This is a genomic window from Bdellovibrio sp. ZFWA1, from assembly GCF_056175665.1.
In genome coordinates this window covers 386,536-410,268 of record NZ_JBJKJH010000001.1, presented here as the reverse complement: position 1 = coordinate 410,268, position 23,733 = coordinate 386,536, and the positions used below count along the sequence as shown (strand labels likewise).

At 44.2% G+C, this 23,733-nt stretch carries 22 protein-coding genes and 4 tRNA genes; 16 read left to right on the top strand and 10 right to left on the bottom strand.

Translation table 11 applies throughout. The features are described from left to right. Positions 1 to 25 precede the first annotated feature (25 nt). The 4 genes from AC04MN_RS02015 to AC04MN_RS02000 form a co-directional block, all read right to left on the bottom strand. Positions 26 to 655, bottom strand: coding sequence for a hypothetical protein (locus AC04MN_RS02015; RefSeq protein ID WP_475381511.1), 630 nt, complete (start codon positions 653 to 655; stop codon positions 26 to 28). A gap of 119 nt (positions 656 to 774) precedes the next feature. After that, positions 775 to 1,539, bottom strand: coding sequence for a hypothetical protein (locus AC04MN_RS02010; protein ID WP_475381510.1), 765 nt, complete (start codon positions 1,537 to 1,539; stop codon positions 775 to 777). A gap of 203 nt (positions 1,540 to 1,742) precedes the next feature. Continuing rightward, complete coding sequence (locus AC04MN_RS02005) at positions 1,743 to 2,576, bottom strand: flagellin N-terminal helical domain-containing protein (RefSeq protein WP_475381509.1); 834 nt, start codon at positions 2,574 to 2,576, stop codon at positions 1,743 to 1,745. Positions 2,577 to 3,074: 498 nt separating this feature from the next. Beyond that, a complete protein-coding gene (locus AC04MN_RS02000; protein ID WP_475381508.1) occupies positions 3,075 to 3,338 on the bottom strand; it encodes a hypothetical protein in 264 nt (87 codons plus the stop codon). A gap of 46 nt (positions 3,339 to 3,384) precedes the next feature. Between AC04MN_RS02000 and clpB the strand changes: the two genes are divergently transcribed. Beyond that, positions 3,385 to 5,967 (top strand): ATP-dependent chaperone ClpB, encoded by a 2,583-nt coding sequence (gene clpB, locus AC04MN_RS01995; protein ID WP_475381507.1) that lies wholly within the window; start codon positions 3,385 to 3,387, stop codon positions 5,965 to 5,967. Positions 5,968 to 5,983: 16 nt separating this feature from the next. Here clpB and AC04MN_RS01990 read toward each other — a convergent pair whose 3' ends face one another. Then, positions 5,984 to 6,565 carry a hypothetical protein gene (locus AC04MN_RS01990; protein ID WP_475381506.1) on the bottom strand — a complete coding sequence of 194 codons (582 nt, stop codon included), beginning with the start codon at positions 6,563 to 6,565 and terminating at the stop codon, positions 5,984 to 5,986. 58 nt (positions 6,566 to 6,623) lie between these two features. Here AC04MN_RS01990 and AC04MN_RS01985 point away from each other — a divergent pair, with 58 nt between their 5' ends. The 8 genes from AC04MN_RS01985 to AC04MN_RS01950 all read left to right on the top strand — a co-directional run bounded on the left by AC04MN_RS01985 (position 6,624) and on the right by AC04MN_RS01950 (position 16,482). Next, a complete protein-coding gene (locus AC04MN_RS01985; RefSeq protein ID WP_475381505.1) occupies positions 6,624 to 7,205 on the top strand; it encodes a hypothetical protein in 582 nt (193 codons plus the stop codon). A 182-nt stretch (positions 7,206 to 7,387) separates the two neighbouring features. Continuing rightward, positions 7,388 to 8,551: a hypothetical protein gene (locus AC04MN_RS01980; protein WP_475381504.1), complete on the top strand. Its 1,164-nt coding sequence runs from the start codon at positions 7,388 to 7,390 to the stop codon at positions 8,549 to 8,551. Positions 8,552 to 8,683: 132 nt separating this feature from the next. Continuing rightward, entirely contained in the window at positions 8,684 to 9,307 is a 624-nt protein-coding gene (locus AC04MN_RS01975; RefSeq protein ID WP_475381503.1) for a riboflavin synthase, read from the top strand. 7 nt (positions 9,308 to 9,314) lie between these two features. Further along, entirely contained in the window at positions 9,315 to 10,448 is a 1,134-nt protein-coding gene (gene ribB, locus AC04MN_RS01970) for a 3,4-dihydroxy-2-butanone-4-phosphate synthase (RefSeq protein ID WP_475381502.1), read from the top strand. 17 nt (positions 10,449 to 10,465) lie between these two features. Continuing rightward, positions 10,466 to 11,002: a 6,7-dimethyl-8-ribityllumazine synthase gene (gene ribH, locus AC04MN_RS01965; protein WP_475381501.1), complete on the top strand. Its 537-nt coding sequence runs from the start codon at positions 10,466 to 10,468 to the stop codon at positions 11,000 to 11,002. A gap of 114 nt (positions 11,003 to 11,116) precedes the next feature. Beyond that, complete coding sequence (locus AC04MN_RS01960) at positions 11,117 to 13,321, top strand: sensor histidine kinase (protein WP_475381500.1); 2,205 nt, start codon at positions 11,117 to 11,119, stop codon at positions 13,319 to 13,321. Between the two features lies 1 nt (position 13,322). Continuing rightward, on the top strand, positions 13,323 to 14,732 hold the full coding sequence (locus AC04MN_RS01955; RefSeq protein WP_475381499.1) for a sigma-54-dependent transcriptional regulator: 1,410 nt from the start codon (positions 13,323 to 13,325) through the stop codon (positions 14,730 to 14,732). A gap of 19 nt (positions 14,733 to 14,751) precedes the next feature. Continuing rightward, positions 14,752 to 16,482 carry a proline--tRNA ligase gene (locus AC04MN_RS01950; protein ID WP_475381498.1) on the top strand — a complete coding sequence of 577 codons (1,731 nt, stop codon included), beginning with the start codon at positions 14,752 to 14,754 and terminating at the stop codon, positions 16,480 to 16,482. Between the two features lie 22 nt (positions 16,483 to 16,504). Here the strand turns inward: AC04MN_RS01950 and AC04MN_RS01945 are convergent, their stop codons facing one another. The 5 genes from AC04MN_RS01945 to AC04MN_RS01925 all read right to left on the bottom strand — a co-directional run bounded on the left by AC04MN_RS01945 (position 16,505) and on the right by AC04MN_RS01925 (position 21,005). Further along, complete coding sequence (locus AC04MN_RS01945; protein ID WP_475381497.1) at positions 16,505 to 17,977, bottom strand: sensor histidine kinase; 1,473 nt, start codon at positions 17,975 to 17,977, stop codon at positions 16,505 to 16,507. Positions 17,978 to 18,155: 178 nt separating this feature from the next. Next, complete coding sequence (locus tag AC04MN_RS01940; RefSeq protein WP_475381496.1) at positions 18,156 to 18,455, bottom strand: hypothetical protein; 300 nt, start codon at positions 18,453 to 18,455, stop codon at positions 18,156 to 18,158. 66 nt (positions 18,456 to 18,521) lie between these two features. Further along, positions 18,522 to 19,421 carry a hypothetical protein gene (locus AC04MN_RS01935; protein WP_475381495.1) on the bottom strand — a complete coding sequence of 300 codons (900 nt, stop codon included), beginning with the start codon at positions 19,419 to 19,421 and terminating at the stop codon, positions 18,522 to 18,524. Further along, positions 19,411 to 20,313 carry a hypothetical protein gene (locus tag AC04MN_RS01930; protein ID WP_475381494.1) on the bottom strand — a complete coding sequence of 301 codons (903 nt, stop codon included), beginning with the start codon at positions 20,311 to 20,313 and terminating at the stop codon, positions 19,411 to 19,413. The genes AC04MN_RS01935 and AC04MN_RS01930 overlap by 11 nt, the downstream gene beginning before the upstream one ends. Then, positions 20,259 to 21,005 (bottom strand): hypothetical protein, encoded by a 747-nt coding sequence (locus tag AC04MN_RS01925; protein ID WP_475381493.1) that lies wholly within the window; start codon positions 21,003 to 21,005, stop codon positions 20,259 to 20,261. Before AC04MN_RS01925 ends, AC04MN_RS01930 begins: the two co-directional genes overlap by 55 nt. Positions 21,006 to 21,104: 99 nt before the next feature. Between AC04MN_RS01925 and arfB the strand changes: the two genes are divergently transcribed. The 7 genes from arfB (at position 21,105) to AC04MN_RS01890 (ending at position 23,710) form a co-directional block, all read left to right on the top strand. Further along, on the top strand, positions 21,105 to 21,527 hold the full coding sequence (gene arfB / locus AC04MN_RS01920; RefSeq protein ID WP_475381492.1) for an alternative ribosome rescue aminoacyl-tRNA hydrolase ArfB: 423 nt from the start codon (positions 21,105 to 21,107) through the stop codon (positions 21,525 to 21,527). A gap of 52 nt (positions 21,528 to 21,579) precedes the next feature. Then, the gene (gene pyrF / locus AC04MN_RS01915; protein WP_475381491.1) at positions 21,580 to 22,293 is read left to right on the top strand and encodes an orotidine-5'-phosphate decarboxylase; all 714 of its coding nucleotides are present in this window, start codon (positions 21,580 to 21,582) and stop codon (positions 22,291 to 22,293) included. Positions 22,294 to 22,295: 2 nt separating this feature from the next. Further along, the gene (rlmB, locus tag AC04MN_RS01910) at positions 22,296 to 23,171 is read left to right on the top strand and encodes a 23S rRNA (guanosine(2251)-2'-O)-methyltransferase RlmB (RefSeq protein ID WP_475381490.1); all 876 of its coding nucleotides are present in this window, start codon (positions 22,296 to 22,298) and stop codon (positions 23,169 to 23,171) included. 90 nt (positions 23,172 to 23,261) lie between these two features. Then, positions 23,262 to 23,337, top strand: a tRNA-Thr gene (locus AC04MN_RS01905). 32 nt (positions 23,338 to 23,369) lie between these two features. Further along, positions 23,370 to 23,455 (top strand) — tRNA-Tyr (locus tag AC04MN_RS01900). A gap of 67 nt (positions 23,456 to 23,522) precedes the next feature. Further along, positions 23,523 to 23,599 (top strand) — tRNA-Gly (locus AC04MN_RS01895). 36 nt (positions 23,600 to 23,635) lie between these two features. After that, positions 23,636 to 23,710, top strand: a tRNA-Thr gene (locus AC04MN_RS01890). The last annotated feature ends 23 nt before the right edge of the window (positions 23,711 to 23,733 follow it).

Genomic DNA, 23,733 nt, shown 5'->3' with positions numbered 1-23,733 from the left:
GAAGCTTGAATGCTTCCCTTTTTTGTTAGAAGTAACCTTCTCCATCTTCGTCTTCATCTTCTTCGTCGTCATCGCCGAATTCGTCATCCATCATGTCGTCTTCAGCGTCTTCGTCTTCAAGATCTTCGAAAGAATCATCTTCGTTTTCGTCTGAATCTTCCCAGCCTTCAGCCTCAGCTGCGCCTTCTTCGTCTTCAGCGATGTCAGACATTGCGTCCATTTCGCCTTCGTCATCAAATTCAGAATCAAGATCAACATCCATATCTTCTTCAGTGATAACTTCAGCTACAATTGCCGGAACTACAGCAGCTGCTGCTACGCCTGCTAAAGCGCCTTTAGTCTGTTTCTCTTTTTTTGGAGCGGCAGCTTTCTTCGGAGCTGCTGCTTTTTTTGCCGCAGCCTTCTTAGGGGCCGCCTTTTTTGCAGCTGCTTTCTTCGGAGCTGCAGCCTTTTTAGGAGCTGCTTTTTTTGCAGTTACTTTTTTAGTGGCTTTTTTAGGAGCTGCTTTTTTCGCAGCAGCTTTTTTCGGAGCCGCTTTTTTTGCTGCCTTCTTAGGGGCTGCCTTTTTTGCAGTCGCTTTTTTTACGGTTTTTTTAGTTGCTGGTTTTTTTGCAGCTTTTTTAGGAGCTGCTTTTTTTGCAGATTTTTTTGCCATGGAAGTCTCCTGAGTTTGAAAAATGAATACCCCCTTAGCCTAACTGGTCATAAGGGGGCTGGCAATTCAAAAGACTCTTTGCCGATTGTGACATAGACTCTGAAGTCTAGGCGGCGTGTTTAGAGTCCGCCGAAGTGATTGTCCAGGATTCGGGAGATATCCCGGGGAAGTTGCACGGAAATAAAGAATCCCCCGCGATAGCTGATTTTTTCAGGAATTAGTGAAAAATAACCCAGCGTCCGAGTTCCAGCTTCGTTTTTAATTGGAAGAGTCAGGCGGATATAGGGATCAAACTTGGTTTCCACAAAAATCCCCAAAGTTTCCACTCCTAAATAAAGGTGCATTCGCGCCTCTCCATTGCGTGTTAAAGTCAAAGCGGTCGTGGGAAGTTCTCCGCCGGCAATCTGAGGCAGGGCGTCCCCATTTGGAAGTCGGCCCGCGGGAAATGTGCTGATTCCTTTTAAAATATACTTAGCCGGAATACGAACGGCCAATGCTTGGGTGCCATCGGGAGTTCGGGCTAATCCCACTTTGATTCCTTTGGCGGTAGAGACCTCAAGTTCTGTAATTTCTAAACCGGCCAATCCTGTCATCGGGATATAGACCAGGACTTCTCCTTTTTTCTTATCCAGATCGATCGCAAGACTTTGGTCGTAGCTTCCACCCGAGATGCGGCCCTTCATATTTAGACTGTCTAATTCGGGTGAACTGTTCGGGGGAGTGGTTGGAGTTGTTCCGCCACCGCTGCCTCCGCCCGTGTCTTGAGAGCTTTGATTTGAAGAGGACGCGGGGACCGCAGCAGAGAATCCTCCTTGAGAGCAGGCACAAAAAAGTCCAGAAACCAGCACTGCTATCATTGCATTTGGTAATGATGATAGCTTCATAAATACTCCTTTGATGAAGATCTTATCGGGCAGTCGCCATCAGGACTTAAGCTAAGTATTTGAAATAATTAGATAAAAAGTTAGACACTTTTTGAAAAGTTTTTTGAATGAAAAACAAAATGCTTAAATTTTAAGCAATAAATAAAAAAAGAGCCCGGACGAATCCGGACTCTTTCGAGTGAGCCTTAGTTTAGACTTGTCGATTAACCGATAAGTTTCATCGCAAGTTGGTTCACTTGGTTTGCTTGAGCTAGTGTTGAAGTACCAGCTTGAAGCAAGATGTTGTTACGAGTCATCTCAGAAGATGCCGCAGCTACGTCAGTATCACGGATACGTGAATTTGCAGCAGACATGTTCTCAACCGCAACTCCTAAGTTATCTACAGTCGAAGTCAATCGGTTCTGTAGGGCACCAAGGTTTGCGCGCATAGAGTTAACAGAAGTTTGCGCATCATCAAGCATTGCCAAAGACTCTTGAGCACCTTCTTTAGTAGTATAGTCAATACCAGTAAGGCCTAGTGCATCTAAAGTTGCTACGTTTTCAGCAGCATTGAAAGAGATGCGGTCATCCGTTTCGCTGTTGTAAAGACCAACTTGGAAATCAAACTTCGGTGATGAACCATCAAGAAGTTTAGTTGTACCCCAAGTAGTTACAGAAGCAATACGTTGCATTTCATCTTTAAGCTGTGAAACTTCCTTGTTCAACATGCCACGCTCTTTGTCACCAACAGTATCAGACGCTGCCTGGATACCTAGTTCTCTAAGACGTACAACGATGTTGCCAATTTCATTCAAGCCACCTTCAGCAGTTTGTACCAAAGAAATACCGTCGTTCGCGTTACGTTGAGCTTGAGTCCCAGAACGAATCTGAGCTTTCAAACCTTCAGAGATCGCAAGTCCAGCAGCATCGTCAGCGGCTTTATTGATTCTGCTTCCAGAAGACAATTTAGCCATTGAGTCGTTGATTGCTCTTTGTGAACCGATCAAGTTTCTTTGTGCATTGATAGCGCTTAAGTTTGTTGTAACTCTCATTCCCATTTTAAAATCCTCCGTTTATATTTTATTTTTTAAACTTCATAAATGTTTCCTTCCGTGAATTTGTTAATTTTTTCCGCCGAGAATTTAACTTTTGGTCTTTGTCGTATTTCCTACTTTTCCGACAACTCCGCGGTGGCATCCGAGCCTTTAATTTTTTTATTTAAGGTGGCCTTCAACTATTAAAGTGAAAACCTGCGAACAATCTGTTGTTCTATTTTATTTCATCCTTGATGGCCTCCTTTCGCTTCTGCAGAGAGCTGACCTAACTCTCAGGCAAATCCTAATTGCAGATACTTTTTGTTAATCAACTGATCGGGAATCTAGATGTAGGCTTGACACGACTGTAGGCTGGATTTGGACTTTTGAGTGAATACTAGTCCTTCGCCCCACGAAAGAGTGCCGAAAAAGCAGGACGTTCGCTCGGAAACGTAAAGGACGAGCAAGATCTTAGGTCTGATTTATGGCGAAAATTGAATGTAGAGATTGTGCAAAAAAAGGCTAATCGATCTCGTGAAATCGACAAAATGCCATAGAACCTGATAATTCATACTGGCGAAGAAGGACAGATTTTCTGTGATTGGCAGCATTATATCCCAATGTGCAGGATTCTGTGTCAGAGTCAAAGTGAGAGCAGTCTTCGCAAGCGAAGGGCGCATTGTACTTCAAAAAATCACTAGGATTTACGGGGTCGCGCTTTATAGCAGGAGCAATGCGAACTATCGCATTTCGTTTAGGCCCTTGCTTTTTTTTACCCGCTGACATTGACTTTCTCCTATTTGAACACAGCTTTATCTCAGACGGAGGTGTTATGAGCAACGACATTGAAAAAATGACGCGAAAAAGCCAAGAAGCGATGCAGGCGGCGGCTAAATTAGCGGAATCAAAAGGACATCCATCTGTAGAACCCGAGCATGTACTATATGAGCTAGTTCAGCAATCTGAAGGGATTGTGCCGCGGCTTTTAGATAAGATGAAAGTTCAAGCTTCACAGTTCTTAGAAGACATCCGTCTAAAAATCGAAAAATTCCCCAAAGTAACCGGTGGAAACGCGAAACTCTATGCAAGCCCTCGCCTTCAGAAAATTTTTGATGGGGCTGAGGTTGAAGCTCGTGAATGGGGTGACTCTTTTATTTCGACCGAGCACTTTTTTATGACGATGCTCAAGTCTTCCGATTCAGAACTTGTTGCGATCTTTAAAAAGCATGGGGTGGCATTAAAGGCGGCTCAACAGCAGCTTAAAGAAATGCGTGGAAATCAAAAAGTAACGGATGATGACCCTGAAAATAAATATGAAGTTTTGACGAAATACGCCCGAGATCTGACGGCGCTTGCGGCCGAAGGAAAATTAGATCCTGTAGTTGGACGAGATGAAGAAATTCGTCGTGTTGTTCAGGTTCTTTCCCGTCGTACGAAAAACAATCCGGTTCTTATCGGAGAGCCTGGGGTTGGTAAAACGGCGATTGCAGAGGGCTTGGCCCTTCGTATCGTCAAACAAGATGTTCCTGAAAACTTAATTGGTAAAAAATTGATGTCCTTGGATATGGGGGCCCTGATTGCGGGCGCCAAGTATCGCGGAGAGTTCGAGGATCGCTTGAAGGCCGTCATCAAAGAGGTGACCTCCAGCGATGGGCAGATTATTTTATTTATCGACGAGATTCACACCTTGGTGGGTGCAGGAAAAACCGATGGAGCCATGGATGCTGGTCAATTGTTGAAGCCCGCCTTGGCGCGTGGAGAACTGCATTGCATTGGTGCGACCACTTTGGATGAGTATCGTAAATACATTGAAAAAGATGCCGCTCTCGAGCGTCGTTTCCAGACGGTGCTTGTTGATGAGCCCTCTGTTGATGATGCAATCACCATTATGCGTGGTCTCAAGGAAAAATATGAAGTTCACCATGGCGTGCGAATCACGGATTCTGCCTTGGTGGCCGCTGTGAAACTTTCGCATCGTTATATCACTTCAAGATTTTTGCCAGATAAAGCGATCGACTTAATGGACGAAGCGGCTTCGAAGTTGGCGATGCAAGTGCGCTCGGTGCCTGTCGAGATCGATGAGATTGAACGCAAGTTAATGAATTTGCGAATTGAAGCTGAAGCCTTGAAAAAAGAAAAGGACGAAGGTGCTCGAGATCGCTTGGCAAGCATCGAAAAAGAACTGACAGAATTGAAGGCCAAGAATCAGCAATTGCGTGAGCAGTGGGAGTTTGAAAAAGGCGGCATCGAGCAAATTAAAAAACTGAAGTCAGACCTAGAGTCAATGCGGCTTGAGGTTGAGCGGGCTGAGCGCTCGGGGGATCTTGGTAAGGCGGCAGAATTGAAGTACGGCAAGGTGCCAGAAATGGAAAAGCGTCTAAAAGCTTTGGAGGAAAAAGCGGCGGGCTCTTCGAAGTCTGAGCAACGCATGTTGAAGGAAGAAGTCGGTCCCGAGGACGTTGCCGAAGTGGTCGCGAAGTGGACAGGAATTCCTGTTAGCAAGATGTTGGAAAGCGATCAGATGAAGCTTTTATCGATGGAGGATCAACTTCGCCATCGAGTCGTCGGGCAAGATCATGCTTTGACAATCGTTGCGGATGCAATTCGTCGCGCGCGCGCTGAAATCTCGGACCCCAATCGTCCGATTGGTACGTTTATGTTTTTAGGTCCAACGGGTGTAGGTAAAACCGAAACCGTTAAAGCCTTGGCTGATTTCTTGTTTGATGATGAGCAGGCCGTGGTACGAATTGATATGTCTGAGTACATGGAGAAGCATTCGGTATCACGCCTTGTCGGAGCTCCTCCAGGATATGTGGGCTACGAAGAGGGTGGACAGTTGACAGAGTCTGTACGACGCAAACCTTATTCGGTGGTCTTGCTCGACGAGATTGAGAAAGCCCATCCAGATGTCTTCAATATTTTATTGCAAGTCTTAGATGATGGTCGTTTGACTGACGGGCAAGGTCGTACCGTGGACTTTAAAAACACCGTGATCGTGATGACGTCGAATGTGGGTTCCCATTCGATTTTAGACCCGGCGATGAGTGAGGCTGAAAAGCGCGAAGCCGTCACCGAGGCATTGCGTGGGCAATTCCGACCTGAGTTCATCAATCGCATCGATGAAGTGGTGATTTACAACAGTTTGGGCGAGGCTCAGATTGCGGGAATCGTGAAGGTTCAGTTGGATCTTGTGTTGCAAAGATTGAAAGCCAAAAAGATCAATGCCGAGATCACGGACAAGGCCGTCGCTCTACTTGCCAAAAAAGGCTACGACCCGATCTATGGTGCTCGTCCCTTAAAAAGAGTGATTCAGACCGAACTATTGAATCCTCTTTCGAAGGAAATGATCGCAGGAAAAATCAAAGCCGGCGACAATATCACAATTGATGCTAATGATCTTCATTTAACATTTTAACTTTTAGCAGGGCCCCTTAATTACAGTGAGGGGCTCCCCAGCTTTGACAGCGAATAAGACGGACTCTAAGATCCATAAGTTCTTTCATAGTAAACGGGAACTCAAGGTCATAACCGGCAGCAGTGGCGCCTTTTTGACCAATAGATCGGAAGTCTGTCAGACCTTCGAACATTTCTTGAGGAAACTCATCTTGGGTGCTTGTAGAACTAAAAAATAGTTCTTTTGCTGAGCGAATATTTTTTAAAAACCGAGCGCGCTGATCAAGAGCTTTTTCTCGGCCGGCATTGAGGTCAGTCCAGCATTTAACTTCGATAACTTGAACCGCTTTGTTGGTTGTCGTATCGATGATTACTTCGTCTAACTCGCCGATAGTTTTATCAAGATCGCCGTAAGCAATTCCGACTTCTACTTTAAAGCGTGGAGCGGGGAAGTCTTTTTGAAGTAAGACCTTGGCGACTTCTTCGCAGATTGCACCTTTGTCCTCATAGCTACGCTGGTTGCTTTTCAATTGATGAAAAACTTCGTCGATTTGAGTCTGCGCCAACGCTTGAGCTGTCAGGACTGAAGCCGCAATAAATACTAAAAACTTTGAGTACATGATGATTCCCCCGAAAAACGAGATATAATTAATCATGCTTAAAGTAAAAAGATGCCTCTTGAAAATAGAAAAAATTGTAAGTTTTGCAAGCACAACCAATCTGTCTCGAGGCCTATTGGTCGTAGTACTTAGTCTTTGGGGGTTGGATTTGGCGCAGGCGCAGCGAAAGGCCCTTCCGACGATTAAACAAGTTCCGACATCGGCGAAAACTTTTACTTACGATGTAAGTGGTTCCTCGGGGGTTACCAACGGCAACTCTTACTCCGAGATCAATTTAGGGCTTAATTGGTATTTAACCGAGTGGCTTAATTGGCGAAATGCGATCTTTAGTCGTTTTGGCTCAAATATAAAAACCATTAATGGTTTGGATTCGTCGATTCTGGCAGGTATTCAAGCTTTTAATGATGATAGAAGTTTGGGTTTTCAGGCCTATGTTGGGCCTGGTGTTCGGGTTGCTTCAGATAAAAATACAGCTGCTACGGCAGATGCTGGTGTTGTATTTACCTTAGCTGGTTTGAGACTTGGGGTGGGAGCGAAAGCTCTTCGTTACTTGGAAAATCGAATAGACAAGACAGGTGGTTCGTTGCCGAAAGACGAGACTCTTTACTATGTTGTTCTTGCTGGTGGCGGTGGATTTTAAATTTACGAAAGTACCTAATAAAAGGCTGATTCAATGGATATTGTTGAAGGTTCAGCCATAATTCATTTAAAAACTGTTCAAAGTTTAAACGAAAAAAATTTTGTTCCCGTGGCCCCTTTACCGAGCCGTAAGAATGCCGAACAAAAGTCTAGTACCACCTAGACCTTTGTGCGGGAGGCCCCATGTTTGGGATTACAAAAAGACAGGTTAGCAAATTATTAGTTATGGTAGGTTCTGCGGGTTTACTCATGGGTAATGAGAAGTGCGAGCAGCAACAGCCAATTGCTAAGCCACGTAGTCTCAAAAAAATTGTTGAGCTGGGCAATATGAAGTCGAGTCCATTCTTGATTCCGAGCGGGGGATCTTTTGACTTTCAGTTTGTTGCGAATCAACAACTTTATGGGGTGATTGCAGAAAGCGGGCAGTTCACTGTTCGTAATGCCCCCACCATAAGTGGGGATCCTTCGAATCCCACAAACGAGAACCCGATTTCTTTAACCCCCGGGGACCAAAAGCTTTTGGCAAAATCTATGTCAGAGGCGAAGCAATCTGATTTTCGCGCAGAATTTTCAAGAACCGCGTGGTGTATGGTCAATTTGCCTCAAGCCAAATTAGGAGGCTCGGTAAACGCTTTTGAATTGATTGGTGGCGGTGGGCTGTCAATCGGATTTAACCAAAATGGAAATGTCGGATCGGGCTTGGGAGTTGGCGGGGACTTTGACGTTGAGTATGCTCAGTTAGATGTCAGTATGAATGCACTTCCTCCGTTGGGAAAATCGCGTTTAGCTGACGTGAATATCAATGCAAAACAGACAAAGACCAAGGTGTCATTTAAAATTAATTTCGGCGCATTTGGTGTAGGGCCGCGCTACTACTATCAAACGCCGCTGGCTTCAGTTACCAAAACAGCTTTGCAAAAAGGTGTGGATAGTTTGGCAACATCAATGGCCAAAGATAAATGGTATTCGCGAGTCTTTATGGATCACGACACTCATGTGACTATTGTTGGTGGTCGTGATGTCAATTTAGAAGTTGGTGATCGTTTAAGAATTTACAACGAAGAGTACGCGTGGTCGGGCGAACCCTGCAACTCTCAGTATTTAGGATCTGTGGGGCTTGGAGAAGATTCTTATTATGCGACCGTTGAGGTAGTAAGTGTTGGAGATGAATTGTCTCGTGTGAAGGTTGTTGAATTTGCTCCAAATTCAATGCAAAGACGGGCCGTTGTTGGCGGCAAAGTCGTGCTTGATAAGCTTCATGAAGAGATTGAAGCCGCTAAAAAAGCAGCCTCGTCAGCAACTCCGGCGCAGACAGTTGCTAAGGCTCAAAAAACAAAGAAGAACTAACTTTTATGTAAGTATATGAAATTATAAGGTTTTATTTAAAAGAGCCCTCTTTAGCAAGAAGGCTCTTTTTGACTTCAAAACTTGTCATTTTTGGGGCTTCAGTGTAGGTTGCGACAAACTAACGAGGCCCCCATGTTTTCTGGAATTGTAGAGTCCGTTCAGCCAATTGTAAAATCTGAAGAGCTTCAGAATGCTTTTCGAATTACTGTGACTCGTCCGCAAGATTTTGACGACATTAAATCTGGCGATAGTATCGCCTGTGATGGTGTGTGCTTGACGGTCGAGACTTTTAATCAACATGAAATGACTTTTGCATTGGCCGCCGAGACGATTCGGGTTCTGAATTGGACACCGACGACTTGGGTGGGTAAAAAATTAAATCTTGAAAGATCGCTTCGATTCGGAGATCGCATTCATGGTCATTTGGTGACCGGACATGTGGACTCGCTTGGCGTTGTGACGCGAGCAGAGCTTGTGGGTGAGTCCTTCTTTCTTGACGTTAAAGTGGCCGATTCTATTTTGCCCTTTGTTTGGAAAAAGGGGAGTATCACACTGAATGGTGTTAGCTTGACGGTGAATGAAATTAAAGGATCGGTAGTAGGTGTCTGTTTAATTCCTGAAACGGTGAAAAGAACCAATCTAGGAGCTTTGGTTTCGGGAAGTACTATCAATGTCGAGCCAGATTATATGGCACGAGCCGTGATGAGAGCTATCGAGTCTGGGCATGTAGTTATGCCTGAAGTTGGAAGAAAGTAGGTCTACATTGTCTCAGCACTCTGAATATAAATTTAATACGATCCCAGAACTCATTGAGGATATTCGGCAAGGCAAGATCGTTATTCTTATCGATGATGAAGATCGAGAGAATGAAGGTGATTTGATTCTTGCTTCAGATCATTGCACGCCCGAGGCCATCAATTTTATGATTCGTGAGGCCCGCGGCTTGGTTTGCTTGTCCATGACCTCTCAACAGATTGATCGCTTGCAATTGCCGCAAATGATTCGCGAAGAATTTAATCTATCGCCGAACAAAACAGCTTTTACTGTTAGTATCGAAGCGGCGCATGGCGTGACTACGGGGATTTCTGCGGCAGATCGCAGTCATACAATCAAGGTCGCGGCGAGTCCGTTAGCTAAGCCCAGCGATGTTCATGTGCCTGGTCATATCTTTCCGTTGCGAGCTCAAGACGGTGGTGTTTTGAAAAGAGCTGGTCACACCGAAGGTTCTGTTGATCTAGCTCGGCTGGCAGGTTTGAATCCTGCAGCGGTTATTTGTGAAGTCATTAATGAAGATGGCGAAATGTCTCGAGTTCCTGATTTGATGGCTTTTGCGAAGAAGCATGATTTAAAAATAGGAACTATCGTAGATCTTATCGAATATCGTTTAGCTCATGATTCGTTGGTCGAGAAAACGGATTCATTTGATTTGCCTCCATCGTTTGGGCAAAACTGGAAGGCTTCAATTTTTGTTAGCCGAATTGATGGGCAAGAGCATCTTGTCCTTCAAAAAGGCGAGGTTAAGGCCGGAGAGCCGACATTGGTGCGTGTTCATGTCGATAACTACACCCGAGATGTTTTGACTCTGAAGACTCAGGGCTTACCAACCGTGGCAAGTTCTTTGGCGCAGATAGAAGAGAATGGATCTGGTGTTTTTTTAATGTTGCGAGGATTCAATCGCAATCAGGGATTGGCTCTAGAAATGAAGCATCTTTTAGGGATTGCGACGGGCCCTCGTCCGGCAAATATGGATCAAAAGGACTATGGCATTGGTGCGCAAATTTTGCGTCAGCTTGGTGTTCATAAGATCAACTTGTTAACGAATAAGCCAGAAAAAAAGGTAGGTCTTAAAGCCTACGATTTAGAAATTGTTGAAATTGTTCCACTGAAGAAATCTTAAAAGAAGGAAAAAATACGATGAAAAGAGTTGGTATTGTTACTGCGCGTTTTAACTCTGAAATTACAGATAAGCTTGAAGAAGGGGCTATTTCGGTTCTTGAAGGTATCGAGGGGCTCGAGATTTTTGCATTAAAAGTACCCGGAGCGGTTGAAATTCCTTTGGCGGCGCAAGCTCTTTTTGATCAAGGCTGTGAAGGCGTTGTTGCATTAGGGGCTGTGGTTCGTGGCGATACGACTCATTATGATGTTGTTTGTAATTCAGTAGAGCGTGGTGTGACAGCTTTGATGTTGCAGTATAAAAAGCCAATTGGCTTTGGTGTTTTAACGACCGAGAATGAAGAGCAAGCATTCGATCGCGCTGGTGGTAAGCATGGCAATAAGGGGGCGGAAGCCGCTCAGGTCATGTTAGAAATGATGGGCCTTATCGAGCAAATTCAAATTGATTTGGCCGAGACAAAATCAAAAGCTAAGCCAGCAGTAAAAAAGACTGCAAAAGCCGTGAAAAAGGCCGTTAAAAAAGCCAAAGCCGGAAAAGCAAAAAAAGCGAAGAAGTAGTTTAACTCTATCGCACATAAGATATTAGAAATTATCTAAAAAACCCGCTTCGGTTTGTTGGAAGCGGGTTTTTTAATTTGCTCCGTCGCAGCCGCTCCAGTAGGATCTAAGTCTATGAAAGACGAATATCAGCAAATTCCAAACGGGGATTCCTCTATAGAGTTCAAGAAGCGACGCCGCGAGGTTGTTCTTGTCTTTGTACTGAGTTTTATTTTTGTTCTTTTGACCTGGTTTGAAATTCGTCTGTTTGCAACCAGCCAAGCGCTTCCTTTTGTTCACAGTATTTTCTTTTTTGGACTTGTGAACTTTAATATAATTTTACTTCTTCTTTTGTTGTTCCTTATTTTTCGGAATGTGGTGAAGACGTTTGTCGAGCGCCGGGGAAAAGTTTTTGGCAGCAGTTTAAAAGCGAAATTGATTGCAGCGTTTGTTGCCTTCAGTGTGGTCCCAACAACATTGATGTTTGTAATTTCTGTTTTCTATATCAACTCTAGCTTTGACAAGTGGTTCAACGTCAAGATGGTGGGTGTTTTAAAGAGTTCCCTCGAAGTTACTAACGTCTATTATTTTGATGCTAAAAAGAAGAACTATCATTTTGCTCATCAAGTTGCGAAGGCTTTACGGGGAGCCCATGATTCAAAAGCGCGCTTAAATAAATTAGAAACCTTGCGACAAGAATTTGCCCTGGATGCGGTCGAGTATTATCCATCGTTGTTTGGTAAAAGATTGATGGTGCACGCCAAGGCGGAAAATATTCCAGCGGTTCCGGCCGTATCCTTAGAGTTTTTGCAAAAAGGTGTAAAGTCTCACGTTGAAGCAAGTACGATACACCAGTTTGGTGATGGAAATTTAGTTCGAGTCATTGTGCCTATGTCCGAGGGTGGTGATGATGGGGCTATTGTAGTTTCATCTTTTGTTCCAATGTCGTTGATCAGTCGTATGAATCATGTGGCGACGGCTTATGAGGAATTCCGCGACATTAATCCCTTGGAGTATCCGCTAAAATCAATTTATCTGATTATTTTATTTTTAATGACCTTAGTGATTTTATTTGCGGCCATTTGGTTTGGCTTTTATTTGGCTAAGCAGCTTTCAATTCCGTTGGTTCAACTGGGTCGGGCAACAAAACGTGTATCCGGAGGAGATTATTCTCCGTTGGCTGTGAAATCTGGTTCCGAAGAGATACAGGCATTGATTGAAAATTTTAATCAGATGACCTTCACGTTGGAAAAGTCCCTTCAAGAGCTGGATCAGCACACTCGGTATATCGAGGTTGTTCTAAAGAACGTCAGTGCCGGTGTTATCTCGGTGGATTCTCATGGTGTGGTGACAACTATCAACGGACGAGCGGCTCAGATCTTAAAGATAGATCCCGAAAAATATATTGGTCATAGTGTTCGCGAGCTTCTGACGTTAGAGTACTTCCGAACTTTCGGCGAATTGATCAAAACAATGGTCGATCTGAAGCAGGAAAGTATTCAAAAAGAGATCACCATCAACGTAGCTGGCGAGCAGCTTCCATTACTACTGACAATTTCTATTTTGAAGGATGAAAAGGGGCACGAAATTGGAAAGATCGTCGTTTTTGATGATTTGACTCCGATTGTATCAGCTCAGCGCTCGGCGGCTTGGACAGAGGTGGCTCGGCGAATTGCGCATGAGATTAAAAATCCACTAACACCGATCAAGCTTTCTGCTGAACGATTGCAAAGAAAATTCGGAAGTCAAATCACTGATACCGCATTTACCGACTGTACGGGGATGATCATTCGTCAAGTCGATGATCTAAAAAACCTAGTGAACGAATTTAGTAATTTTGCTCGATTGCCTCAGGCTCGGCCTATCGTTGCCAATCTAAACTCGGTTGTTGATGAAGCCCTTTTGGTATTCCGCCCAGCCCATGCGCAGATTCGTTTTGATTTTGATATGGATGCACAATTGCCTGAATTTAAATTTGATCCTGATCAAATAAAAAGGGTGTTGGTCAACCTGGTTGATAACGCTGTGAGTGCTGTGTCGAAAGAGCAACAACCTGAGGTATTGGTCCAGACTCGCTATGATGCAGATTTGAAACTAGTGCGCCTAACCGTGGCTGATAATGGAACTGGCATTGCGTCGCATGACAGAAACCGTATTTTTGAGCCATACTATTCTACAAAAGAGACCGGAACTGGGTTAGGCTTGGCCATTGTGAAGCGGATTATCGAAGACCATAATGGATTTATTCGCGCCACTTCGAATTCACCTCGAGGCACAAAAATGGTTATCGAAATTCCAGTGCACGAGCTAGGTGGATGGAAGCCATCTTTAGGAGAATAACATGACGCCAGCTGAATATCATGATTTAGCCAAAAGAACTAAAATTTTAATTATCGACGATGAAGCTCCGATTCGTGATGTTCTTTCCGCCAATCTTGTCGATGATGGCTTTCAATTGCACACCGCTTTTGATGGGGATTCGGGCCTAAAAGCTTTGCGTGAGTTTCAACCTGATATTTGTTTTCTTGATATTTGGATGCCAGGACGGATGGATGGAATCGAAGTCTTAACGACAGCCCGAAAGGAGTTTCCATCGGTCGAATTCGTAATGATCTCGGGACATGGCACGATCGAAACGGCAGTGAAGGCAACTAAGCTTGGTGCTTGGGACTTTATTGAAAAACCACTTTCGATGGACAAGATTTCCATCGTCATCACAAATATTTTGCAGTTCCAACAAGAAAAAGAAGAAAAAAATCTTTTGCTTAATAAGCTTCGCCGAAGCATTGCCTTGGTTGGAGAGTCAGCGTCGATGATGGCGACAAAACAACTTATTGCGAAAGTGGCTCCGACGCATTCGTGGCTATTGATGACCGGCGCCCATGGTGTGGGGAAAAAGCTGGCAGCCCAAAACATTCACTATATGAGTCCCCGTGCCAGCCGTCCTTTCGTGGACTTAAACTGCTCGGCACTGCCAGAAGAACTGATGGAAGCGGAACTTTTTGGAATCGAAAAAGGGGCAATGCCAGGTGTTGACAGAGTTAAAAAAGGTAAGGTGGAGCTAGCTGCCGGAGGCACGTTGTATCTTTCCGAAGTTACCGAGTTAAGTTTGTCGGCTCAAAACTCGCTTTTGAATTTGTTGCAGGCCAAAGTGATCACTCGAGTTGGTGGCAATGAGAAACTAAGTATGGAAGTTTGTGTGATTGCTTCTTCTAGCAAGAATGTCGAAAAAGAAGTGGACGAGGGACGCTTTAATAAAGAGTTGTGGCATCGTTTAAGTGCAATTCCATTTCACATCTCGTCGTTGGCAGATCGTTCGGAAGATATTCCGGCTTTGATTTCCTTTTTTAGTGATCATGTCGCTCGCGAATCTGGCGTGCAAAAGAAAGCCTTCTCGGACAAGGCGGTGCAAACGATGATTCAGCATAATTGGCCGGGCAATGTTCGCGAGTTAAAGAATTTCATCGAAAGAGTTTATATTTTAACTCCCAGCGAATTTGTAGATGTTCATGATCTATACTTTGCGGGCCTGGGAATTGAGAGCAATGGTTCGGGTTCGGTACCTGGACTAAATTTAAATACCTTCCGTGAAGCCAGAGCCGTATTTGAAAAAGAGTATCTGGTTTCAAAGATTAACGAAAACAACGGAAATATTTCAAAGACCGCTGAAGTAATCGGGCTTGAGCGAAGTTATTTACACCGCAAAATCAAGTCTTATGGAATTGATGTGCGCGGTTCCGAGAACGAATAGAAAATTAGAGGGTGACAACATGAAGTGGACGAAATCACATATTTTTACATTAAAAGAAGCTCCGACTGATGCCGAGATTCCAAGTCATAAACTGTTGATTCGCGGCGGGTATATGAAAAAGTTGGCGCCCGGAATTTATACCTATGGAAACTTAGGCATTCGAGCTATTCGCAAGTTCGAGGCGATCATTCGTCAAGAATTAGATAAACGTGGTTGTACCGAGATTTTAATGCCAATGGTTCACCCCCGAGAGCTTTGGGAAGAAACAAATCGTTGGTCTGAAATGGGCGATGGATTATTGAAATTTCAAAACCGCAATAAGCATTGGTTTTGTTTGGGGGCAACCCATGAAGAGGCGGTGACAGACTACGTCCGGAATGATGTAAAATCATATCGCGATTTGCCTCGCAATATTTATCAAATTCAGAACAAATACCGTGATGAAATCCGACCTCGTTTTGGCTTGATGCGCGGACGTGAATTTGTAATGAAGGATGCCTATAGCTTTGATGCTGATCAAGAAGGGGCATTGAACGCTTATAAATCAATGTATGAAGCTTACCAGGCCATCTTTGATCGTTTAGGTCTGCACTACCGTATTGTACAGGCAGATGCTGGAAACATTGGAGGCTCGCAGACTCATGAGTTTCAATTACTGGCTGAAGCAGGGGAAGATGCTTTGCTTGTCAGTGATACGACTAGCTTTGCGGCCAATGTTGAGGTTTGCCCGGCGATTGATGCTGTACCACATGTCTCAAATGAAGCCGAAAAATCTTTAGAAAAATTTGCGACTCCAGGTCAGAAGACGATAGCTGACTTGGCAAAGTTTACTGGGCTTGCTGAAAAAGAGTTAGTGAAGACGTTGTTTTTTAGCGCTAACGACGGGACAGATCCAAAGGTAAAAGACCTGAAGCCTGTAGCTGTTCTATTGCGTGGTTCTGATGAAGTGAATCCAATCAAACTCAAAAATATCTTGGGTCTGACGAATCCACCGTTGATGCTAACAGATGAAGAGGTTTTCCAAGTAACGGGGGCACATCCTGGTTCTTGTGGTCCGGTAGGGTTGAAGATTCCTGTTTACATGGATAATGGAGTTGCTGGATTGAAGAACTACGTCGTGGGGGCGAATGAGGATGGCTTCCATTTGAAACAAGTTAATCATGGACGTGATTATCAGGTAACGAAGACGGCTGATTTGCGTATGGCTCGAGAGGGTGACAAGTGTCCAGAATCTAATGGTCGTTTAAAGTCATACCGCGGGATTGAAGTAGGGCACGTGTTTTATTTGGGTAAGAAGTATTCTGAAAAAATGAATGCGACTTTCTTGGATAAGAATGGCAAGCAACAAAACTTTGAAATGGGCTGTTATGGTATCGGCGTGACTCGGACTGTGCAGGCTTGTATTGAACAATCGCATGATGCAGATGGAATCATTTGGCCTAAGGCGATAGCGCCGTTCCAGGTTCATATGTGTGTTTTAGATCCAAGCAATCCAGAAGTTATGCAGGTTGCAGAAAAGATGTATTCGGACTTTAACGCTGCAGGGATTGAAGTTTTGATGGATGATCGTGAAGAGCGTCCGGGAGTTAAGTTTAAAGATGCGGATTTATTAGGAATGCCGGTGAGGGTTGTTCTTGGAAAGCGCGGCTTGGATAACAAAGAAGTCGAAGTTGTGGAACGCAAAACAAAAGCATTGCTAAAAGTGGCACCCGAGTCGGTGTTTGAAACAGTACAGGGAATATTAAAATAAAAAGGGGCGAGAGCCCCTTTTTTTATGCGGATTGAATCGATTCAGAGTTTTGGTATGGAATTGAGATGACAAAGCGTGTGTGCACAGAAGAGTCATCGTAAGTAAGGTCCCCATCATGTGCGCTAATAATTCCCGTAGCAATTGAAAGGCCTAATCCGGTTCCAATCCCTTTTTCTTTAGTTGTAAAGAATGGCTGAGTCATTTTTGTTCGTATATCTTGGGGAATCCCGTAGCCTGAATCAGTTACACTTAGTATCAAGTGTGGCCCCATATACTTTGCACCAATTCGAATCCATTTTTCCGTGCGATCTTTAATTGCTTCCGCAGAATTATTAATTAAATTGATAAGTACCTGCGAGATTTGAATTTCTCGGGCATACAGAGTCATCGACGGGGAGTCTAATTCAATCATAAGACTGATCCCGCTGTTGGTGAGTCGTGCCTGGCAAAGATCTTTTACATCTTCCATCATTTTCTCTAAAGAAAACTCGGCTTTCTTTTCATCAGAGGCATCCCGAGCAAAGGTGCGAAGGCCTTTAATAATTTTCGAAATGCGAGTCACCATGTTTTGAATTTTTGTAATGTCTTTAGCAACTTCTTGTTGGTGGCCAATTTTTGCAAGTTTGGCATCGATTAATGTTGCCGAGCTTGTAATCACAAAAAGAGGGTTGTTAATTTCATGTGCGATATTGGCGGAAAATTCACCCAGGGCCGCTAAGCGACTTTTTTCTGCAAGGAGTGCCCGCTGAGCATCAATTTTTTGAGTGCGTTCATCGATAATAATTTCTAGCTGTTCATTTTGTTTTCTTAAATATTCATCGCGACTGCGGATCGCATTAGCTCCTTCAAGAAATGCGTCTTCTAGAACGCCGAATTCTAACTTCCAACCTTTTCGTTTCAGATTGTAGTTACCGTTCTTAAAGGCATGAGCCAGTGATACAAGCTCATTTAAAGGGTTCGAGATATAGTGCCGAATTAATAAAAACAGTACAAGCGATACACAGAAGATCGCAACCACAGTGATCAATAGAATTTGTTTTAATAGATTTTGTAGGCTGGCTCTTAGCGGCTCTTTAGAAACGATGACCGAGACTCTTCCGATTTCTCGGCCTTGAAAAACGATGGTTTCAGATATTGTTTCAAATTGACTTAATTTTCGAATGTCATCAAATGCAAGGTTTTCTTTTTGATCAAGATTATGCTTTTCGACGACAAGCTCGTTGTCGGAAGTTGTGACCTGGATAGCTTTAATTAAGCTACTTTTGTTTTTTAAGAAATCATCCGTCATCAGGATGATCGTTTTGTAGTCCAAGAACCACAGGGGATGCACAAAGGACTTTCTGACTAGCATGATTTCGGATTCAGTGCGTTCGGTGATCTGGCGATTGAATATACTAAAAGCCGCCGAGCCCAAAGCTGCAAAACATAACGACACAATAAAGGTCGTAATAACTGTCAAACGTACGGGGATGCCGAAGCGTTGCTTTATATTCATACTCTTATATTACAACGATTAGGGGTGTTATAAAGGTAAATTGAATTAGGTATCAGACCTTCGTACGAAGAATTGCAATAAAATTAAATATGGGTCGAGGTGCAGGACTCGTTTAATGAAAAACAAGTCCTGTTACATACTTAGGTGGCTTAACTTGAAAACACAACTTCAGTTCGAGTTATTGGCACAATGTCGAATCGACCTCGAAGAAGTCGGCGGATTTCTTAAAGTCTACTGAACAGAAATAAACTGTGGCCCGTCCAGTGTGCGAGCTTCGTGATACAACTTCCATATTAATTTGAGGAAGGCCATTTTTGTTAGACTTCAGTTCCTGATTCGAAAAAGTAAGAGTCACATCTCCTTCGCTGTAAAGCTGCTCGTAAACAGAATCTTCCGCCATAATGATTAGCTCTTTGATTTTTCCGGCAAATGCAAATTGAGATGTAAATAGAGTCGCGACAAATAGAAACTTCTTCATGATTCCTCCGTTAGGGCTGGACCATGATCTAGTGGTAAAGCTTTCTAAAATCAATTCAAGATCTTGTTAGGGCAATGATTTCTCGGTGGGTTTTACTTCAAATTCCTGGGTCTCGGCCCGAGAGCTTTCGTTAAAACTGTTTTGATGGAAAAAGCTGATCCTATATTGGCCTGGGGCTAAATCCTCCGGTGGCATCCAAAAATCGTTCGCGACTGTGAAGTCCTGTATCTTTTTCCATTGAGTGGCTAAGAACTTTCTACTCTCAAGAATTCCCCAGACTTTGAGATGGTCTTCCCGTTGCAACCTGAACCTACCATCTTCTTCGATGCGGATATTGGTGATTGCAGGAACCTCCATCGCTTGAATTTGTAAGTTTTCAAATATTTCGCTGGGTAAAGATTCAAGGCCATCAGCGGTCAGACCCTGAACAAGAACTTTATAAGTTCCTGCACGCAGTTTTAAATTAAGCTCGGAACTCAAGGTTGTAAGTTCTTGGATTTTATTTCCTTTGAAATCTAAAATCGAGACCTTGTATTTGCTGCAAGATTCAATGGGTTCCCAGCGTATTGGGGTCTCGGCGACAAATGTCTTTGGGTTTGGCTGAAGAGGGGGAGGATTCTTTATCGAAGAAACTTTGGGCGGCCTAGGAAGGACCCGAAATTCTTCAGGTTTCGAGCGATCTCCGTAGACGCCCCGTTCGTCTGCGACTCGTCCTTGCATTCGGTAGATGCCGGGCTCAAGCTTTAAGATAAAATTTGGAGACGCCGATTGAAACAACTGCCTAGATTTTTTTTGAATATGTTCCAGTTCAATTTGATATTGAGTGGCTCCAATCATCTCTTCCCATTCAAGTTCCACCGTCATCAAGTTGCTTTTTTGAATTTGATTGGTGGGCCAGGCTGGAGCAGCCTTCATGGTACACAAAAGGATTGAAATAAGCCCACAGAGTCGAGTCTTATTTGGCATTCTCAGAGCCCTTTAATTCAGTCCTTGCTGCATTTTGACTTACTAGCAATGCCAATCTCCATGCTTGCTCGGGCGATAGGGGCGGGGCTTCTTTGCTTGCGCTCCATTTTAAAGAATTTATAAAAGCAGGAGGTGCCTTTTCGCCATATTCAAAAATTTTTAGTGTTAGATTCAACCGATCTTGGATTGGGAGTTGGGGGCCTTTAAGTTTAACAAGAGCCGAATTAAAGCTTTCGAATTCCGAGTAAATGCCACTGGGAAATTTGTCCGAAAATTTTAAAAGCTGTAGAGTCCAGCGAGCACAAATTTGAGTTGGCAGAGGAAGATTTTTTTGTTGATCACAAAAAGTTAAAAAACTTTGAAAATCCTTTTGAACTTTTAGCCAATCTTTTGGAAGAAAGACAGAAAGCTCGAGGGCCGTGCGGTAGGCCGTCTGAAAATCTAGATCAAATTTATTTTCTAGGAAGAGTCCCTTGAATAAAATTATGAAGTTATCGGTTTGGGGGTCGCTCATGGCGGCAAAGTCACGGGCCAGCTCGAATGATTTTTTAAGATCCACTCCGCTTTTTTCAAGAAGTTCAAATATTTTTTTAAAGCGTTCGGCGGAACCATCACAGCCTTCGGATATTGATAGGGCGGCTTTTAAAATTTTATTATCGTTGAGTGGAAGGTCTTTGCGGCCTTTTAGGTAATCGAACGCCGCCTTGAAGTTTTCGTGAGATTGGCAGGTCTTAAATTTCATGGGGTCTACTGTTTCGGGTAATGCTGTGGCCGCTCCGGCATTTCCTGTCAGGCTCGTGAATAGAAATGAAATGACAGTGTACTTTACAGCCTTCCTTAAAAGTTCCATACCAAGCTCAGCTCTGGATTCTTTTGTGCGTTGATATTCCATGAGACCAATGGAACATAGATTTTCTTTTTATATTCTTGTTGTTTGTCCCAAGCTGTTTCGTAAGGGTTGTCAAAAAGTAAAGGTAGAAACGCCAATCCAATGGCCACGCCCGAGTAAATTTGATTATTTTGAGGTGTATAATTCGAAACGTAGGCGGCCGCAATAAAGTTAGTGGCAACGCTAAGATACTTAAGAGTTTTTAGGTTATCAGCTGCAAAGGCAAGTCCCTCTTCGGCCATGCGCTCTCTTGCAAGCTCACTTCGTTTGTCTTTGCCTGAAATTTTACGAATCTCTTGAAGACGATTTGCGGCCCATTTTTTATAGCTAAAAAAAGCTCCCATCCCCATCCATCCAAGGCCAACACCCATTGCTGTATTAGCGGCAAATTTGCTGTCTTGCTTTTGCTGCTCTGTCGGGTTGGGTTTGTTTTTTCCGACGTGGGTTGCGCCGGCAACAAAAGTAGCCAGGCCCGAGCTCATGGTTGTCCAGTAGAGCAATGCACCCTGGTCTTCTTCGAGGGCCGCTAGTTGGGTGAGGCGCTCGCTGGCGCGAGGGGCGACTTGAAGTTCAGGGTAATCTAAATTGGAGAACAGCGAATTGTCCTCTGCCGACCAACAGATCGCTTGAGAAAAGAAAACAATAATGGCTAAGGCAGAGCGAATAAGAGATGTTAAAGTTTTGTGATTTTGCATAGGTTCAATTTAAAGATAGATTCGTATTGCGGGGAGCCCAGAATGATTTAACTCGACTGAAGGCAGTATTCCTGCCATTCTTGCAATGACGAGGCAGAGATGGGACCTAGGTTTAGTATTAAAGCAAAAATTCCGGATCTATTGCGAGAATGTTTGGTTGAAGCCATGCGTTCGCAGGGTGCCGGGGGTCAGCATGTTAATCGAACCGAGTCTGCAATTCGCATCAGATGGTCTTTAGAAGCCTCTTATGTTTTGAACGAAGAAGAAAAAGCGTTCCTGCGTGAAAAGCTGAAATCGTCTCTGACCATCGGGGGCGAGATTTTGATTCGCTCAGAGTCCGAGCGGGACCAGTTAACTAACAGAAAAGAATGCTATAAGAAGATGGAGGGCCTTTTTCTAAAAGCCCTGATCGTTCCAAAGAAGCGAATCGCTACGAAGCCGACAAGGTCTTCGCAGCGAAAGCGAATTGAATCTAAGAAAATTCATGGCGAAAAAAAATCTCTCCGAGGTAAAGTTAGGTAGAGAAAATTCGTTAAGCAAAGCTTGCTAAGTAAATTTTGTAGGTGGGGTGTTGATGATCAATCACAAAAGTGCGCCGATGAAGAATCCAGTCATAGTGGCTTTGGATGTGGACGAAGCGGGACAGGCTTTGAAACTTGCCGATCAGCTCAAAGATGTTGTTGGTGGCTTCAAGCTCGGACCTCGATTGTGTCTTCGTTACGGTTCTGATTTTGTTCAAAAAATGGCGAAGTTTGGTCCAATTTTCCTAGATAATAAACATCTTGATATTCCATCGACGATGGAGGCCGCCGTTCGAGCCAGTTTCGAAGCTGGAGCTTCTTTGGTGACCGTTCATGCAACTTCGGGGATGGAGGCGCTGCAAAGGATGGCTCGGGTCGAGGCCGAGTTGAGTGCTCGTCGTCCATTTAAAGTTTTAGCTGTTACTATTCTTACCTCTTGGGATCAGTCCTCATTGCCGCCTATTTTTAAAGATCAGGCGTTAAGCTCTTCTGTGCTAGATCTGGTTCAGCTTACTCGCGAAGCGGGGCTTTCTTCTGTTGTTTGCTCGCCGCACGAGCTGCCGCTGATCCTCCAAAATTTGCAAAATACAGGTCTGTATCTTGTCACGCCGGGAATTCGCACTAGTATGGACGGGAGCCAGGATCAAAAAAGGATCATGGGTCCCCAAGATGCATTGCAATTAGGGGCCTCGGCATTGGTTGTAGGTCGCCCAATCATCGAAGCGCAGGATCCCGTTCGTGCGGCTGCAGAATTTTTAGGAGTTTAATTTTGAAAAAATCATTTGGTAAGTCGTCTCATTCGCCTCGGTCTTCTGGACACTCTCAATCTCGTTCCGGCGCTAGAAATTCTGGGCGTGGGCCTGCTGTGGCAGTAAAGGCCGGGGGAGTTGCAGATATTCCAAAAACTTGGAGGGCCGTTGTTGGTAATCACGCGATCAATGAAGCGCTCAAGGTTGCTAGTTCTGATTGTAAAAAACTATGGGTCAAAGGAACTTGGGAGTCTAACGAAGATCTTCGAAGAATTGTCGAGTCAGCTCAGCGCTTGCGTCTTCAGTTCGAGGTTAAATCGGACGGGGTGCTAGATAAACTTGCATCCACTCATCAAGGAGCTGTTTTGTATGTGGACGGTGCGCCCGAGTTTAGTTTTGACTTATTAAAATCGAAAGAGCAGTCCGTCGTATTGATGCTGGATGGTCTTGAGGATCCGCACAATTTAGGTGCGATTATGCGAACATCTTGGTTGGTTGGGGCAGATGCGATTATCACTCCAGAGGATCGGGCTGTTGGTTTGACTCCGATCGTTCATAAGGTGGCCTGTGGCGGTGTGGAGCATGTTCCCTTAGAGCAAGTAAATAACTTCACTCGTCATGCGGAGGCTCTTAAAGAGCAGGGCTATTGGATTTATGGTCTTTCGCATAAAGCGACAAAAACTCTGTTTGATATGAACCTTCCGGAAAAAGTAGTTTGGGCTATTGGGGCAGAGGACAAAGGTCTGCGTGGTACCACTGAAAAAATTTGTGACGAACTCGTGAGTATTCCTCAGGTCAGTGCGGGGGCTAGCTATAATGCTTCTGTGGCTGCAGCCATGGCGCTTTCCGAGACTTGCAGGCAGTTTGCACAGCGCGCCAAAACAAAGAAAACATAATTTTTTTTAAATAACCCTTTGACTGGAGTGCAATTTTTCCAGTACAACTTTTCGGGTTATCAGGTTCTATAGCTTAGAAATCTATGACGTGCTGGTTTAGCTCAATTGGTAGAGCAGCTGATTTGTAATCAGCAGGTTGCGGGTTCGAGTCCCATAACCAGCTCCATTTTCTTTGAATCCTGGTGAGTGTACATCTGTGGGTAGGTGCCCGAGTGGCTAAAGGGGGCAGACTGTAAATCTGCTGGCTTCGGTCTACGTAGGTTCGAATCCTACCCTGCCCACCATTTTTTTCTCCAAATGATGTGTAGTCACAAGAATTTAGGGCCGGTTTAACCGGATTTTAAGTCGTAAGCGGGAGTAGCTCAATTGGCTAGAGTATCTGCCTTCCAAGCAGAGGGTTGCGGGTTCGAGACCCGTCTCCCGCTCCAAGTTTTACTTGGTCTCGACTTAAAAGCTTCCATAGGGCCCATGTAGCTCAGTGGTAGAGCACACCCTTGGTAAGGGTGAGGTCGTCGGTTCGGCTCCGATCATGGGCTCCAGATTTTAGTAGCTTTAGGAATTT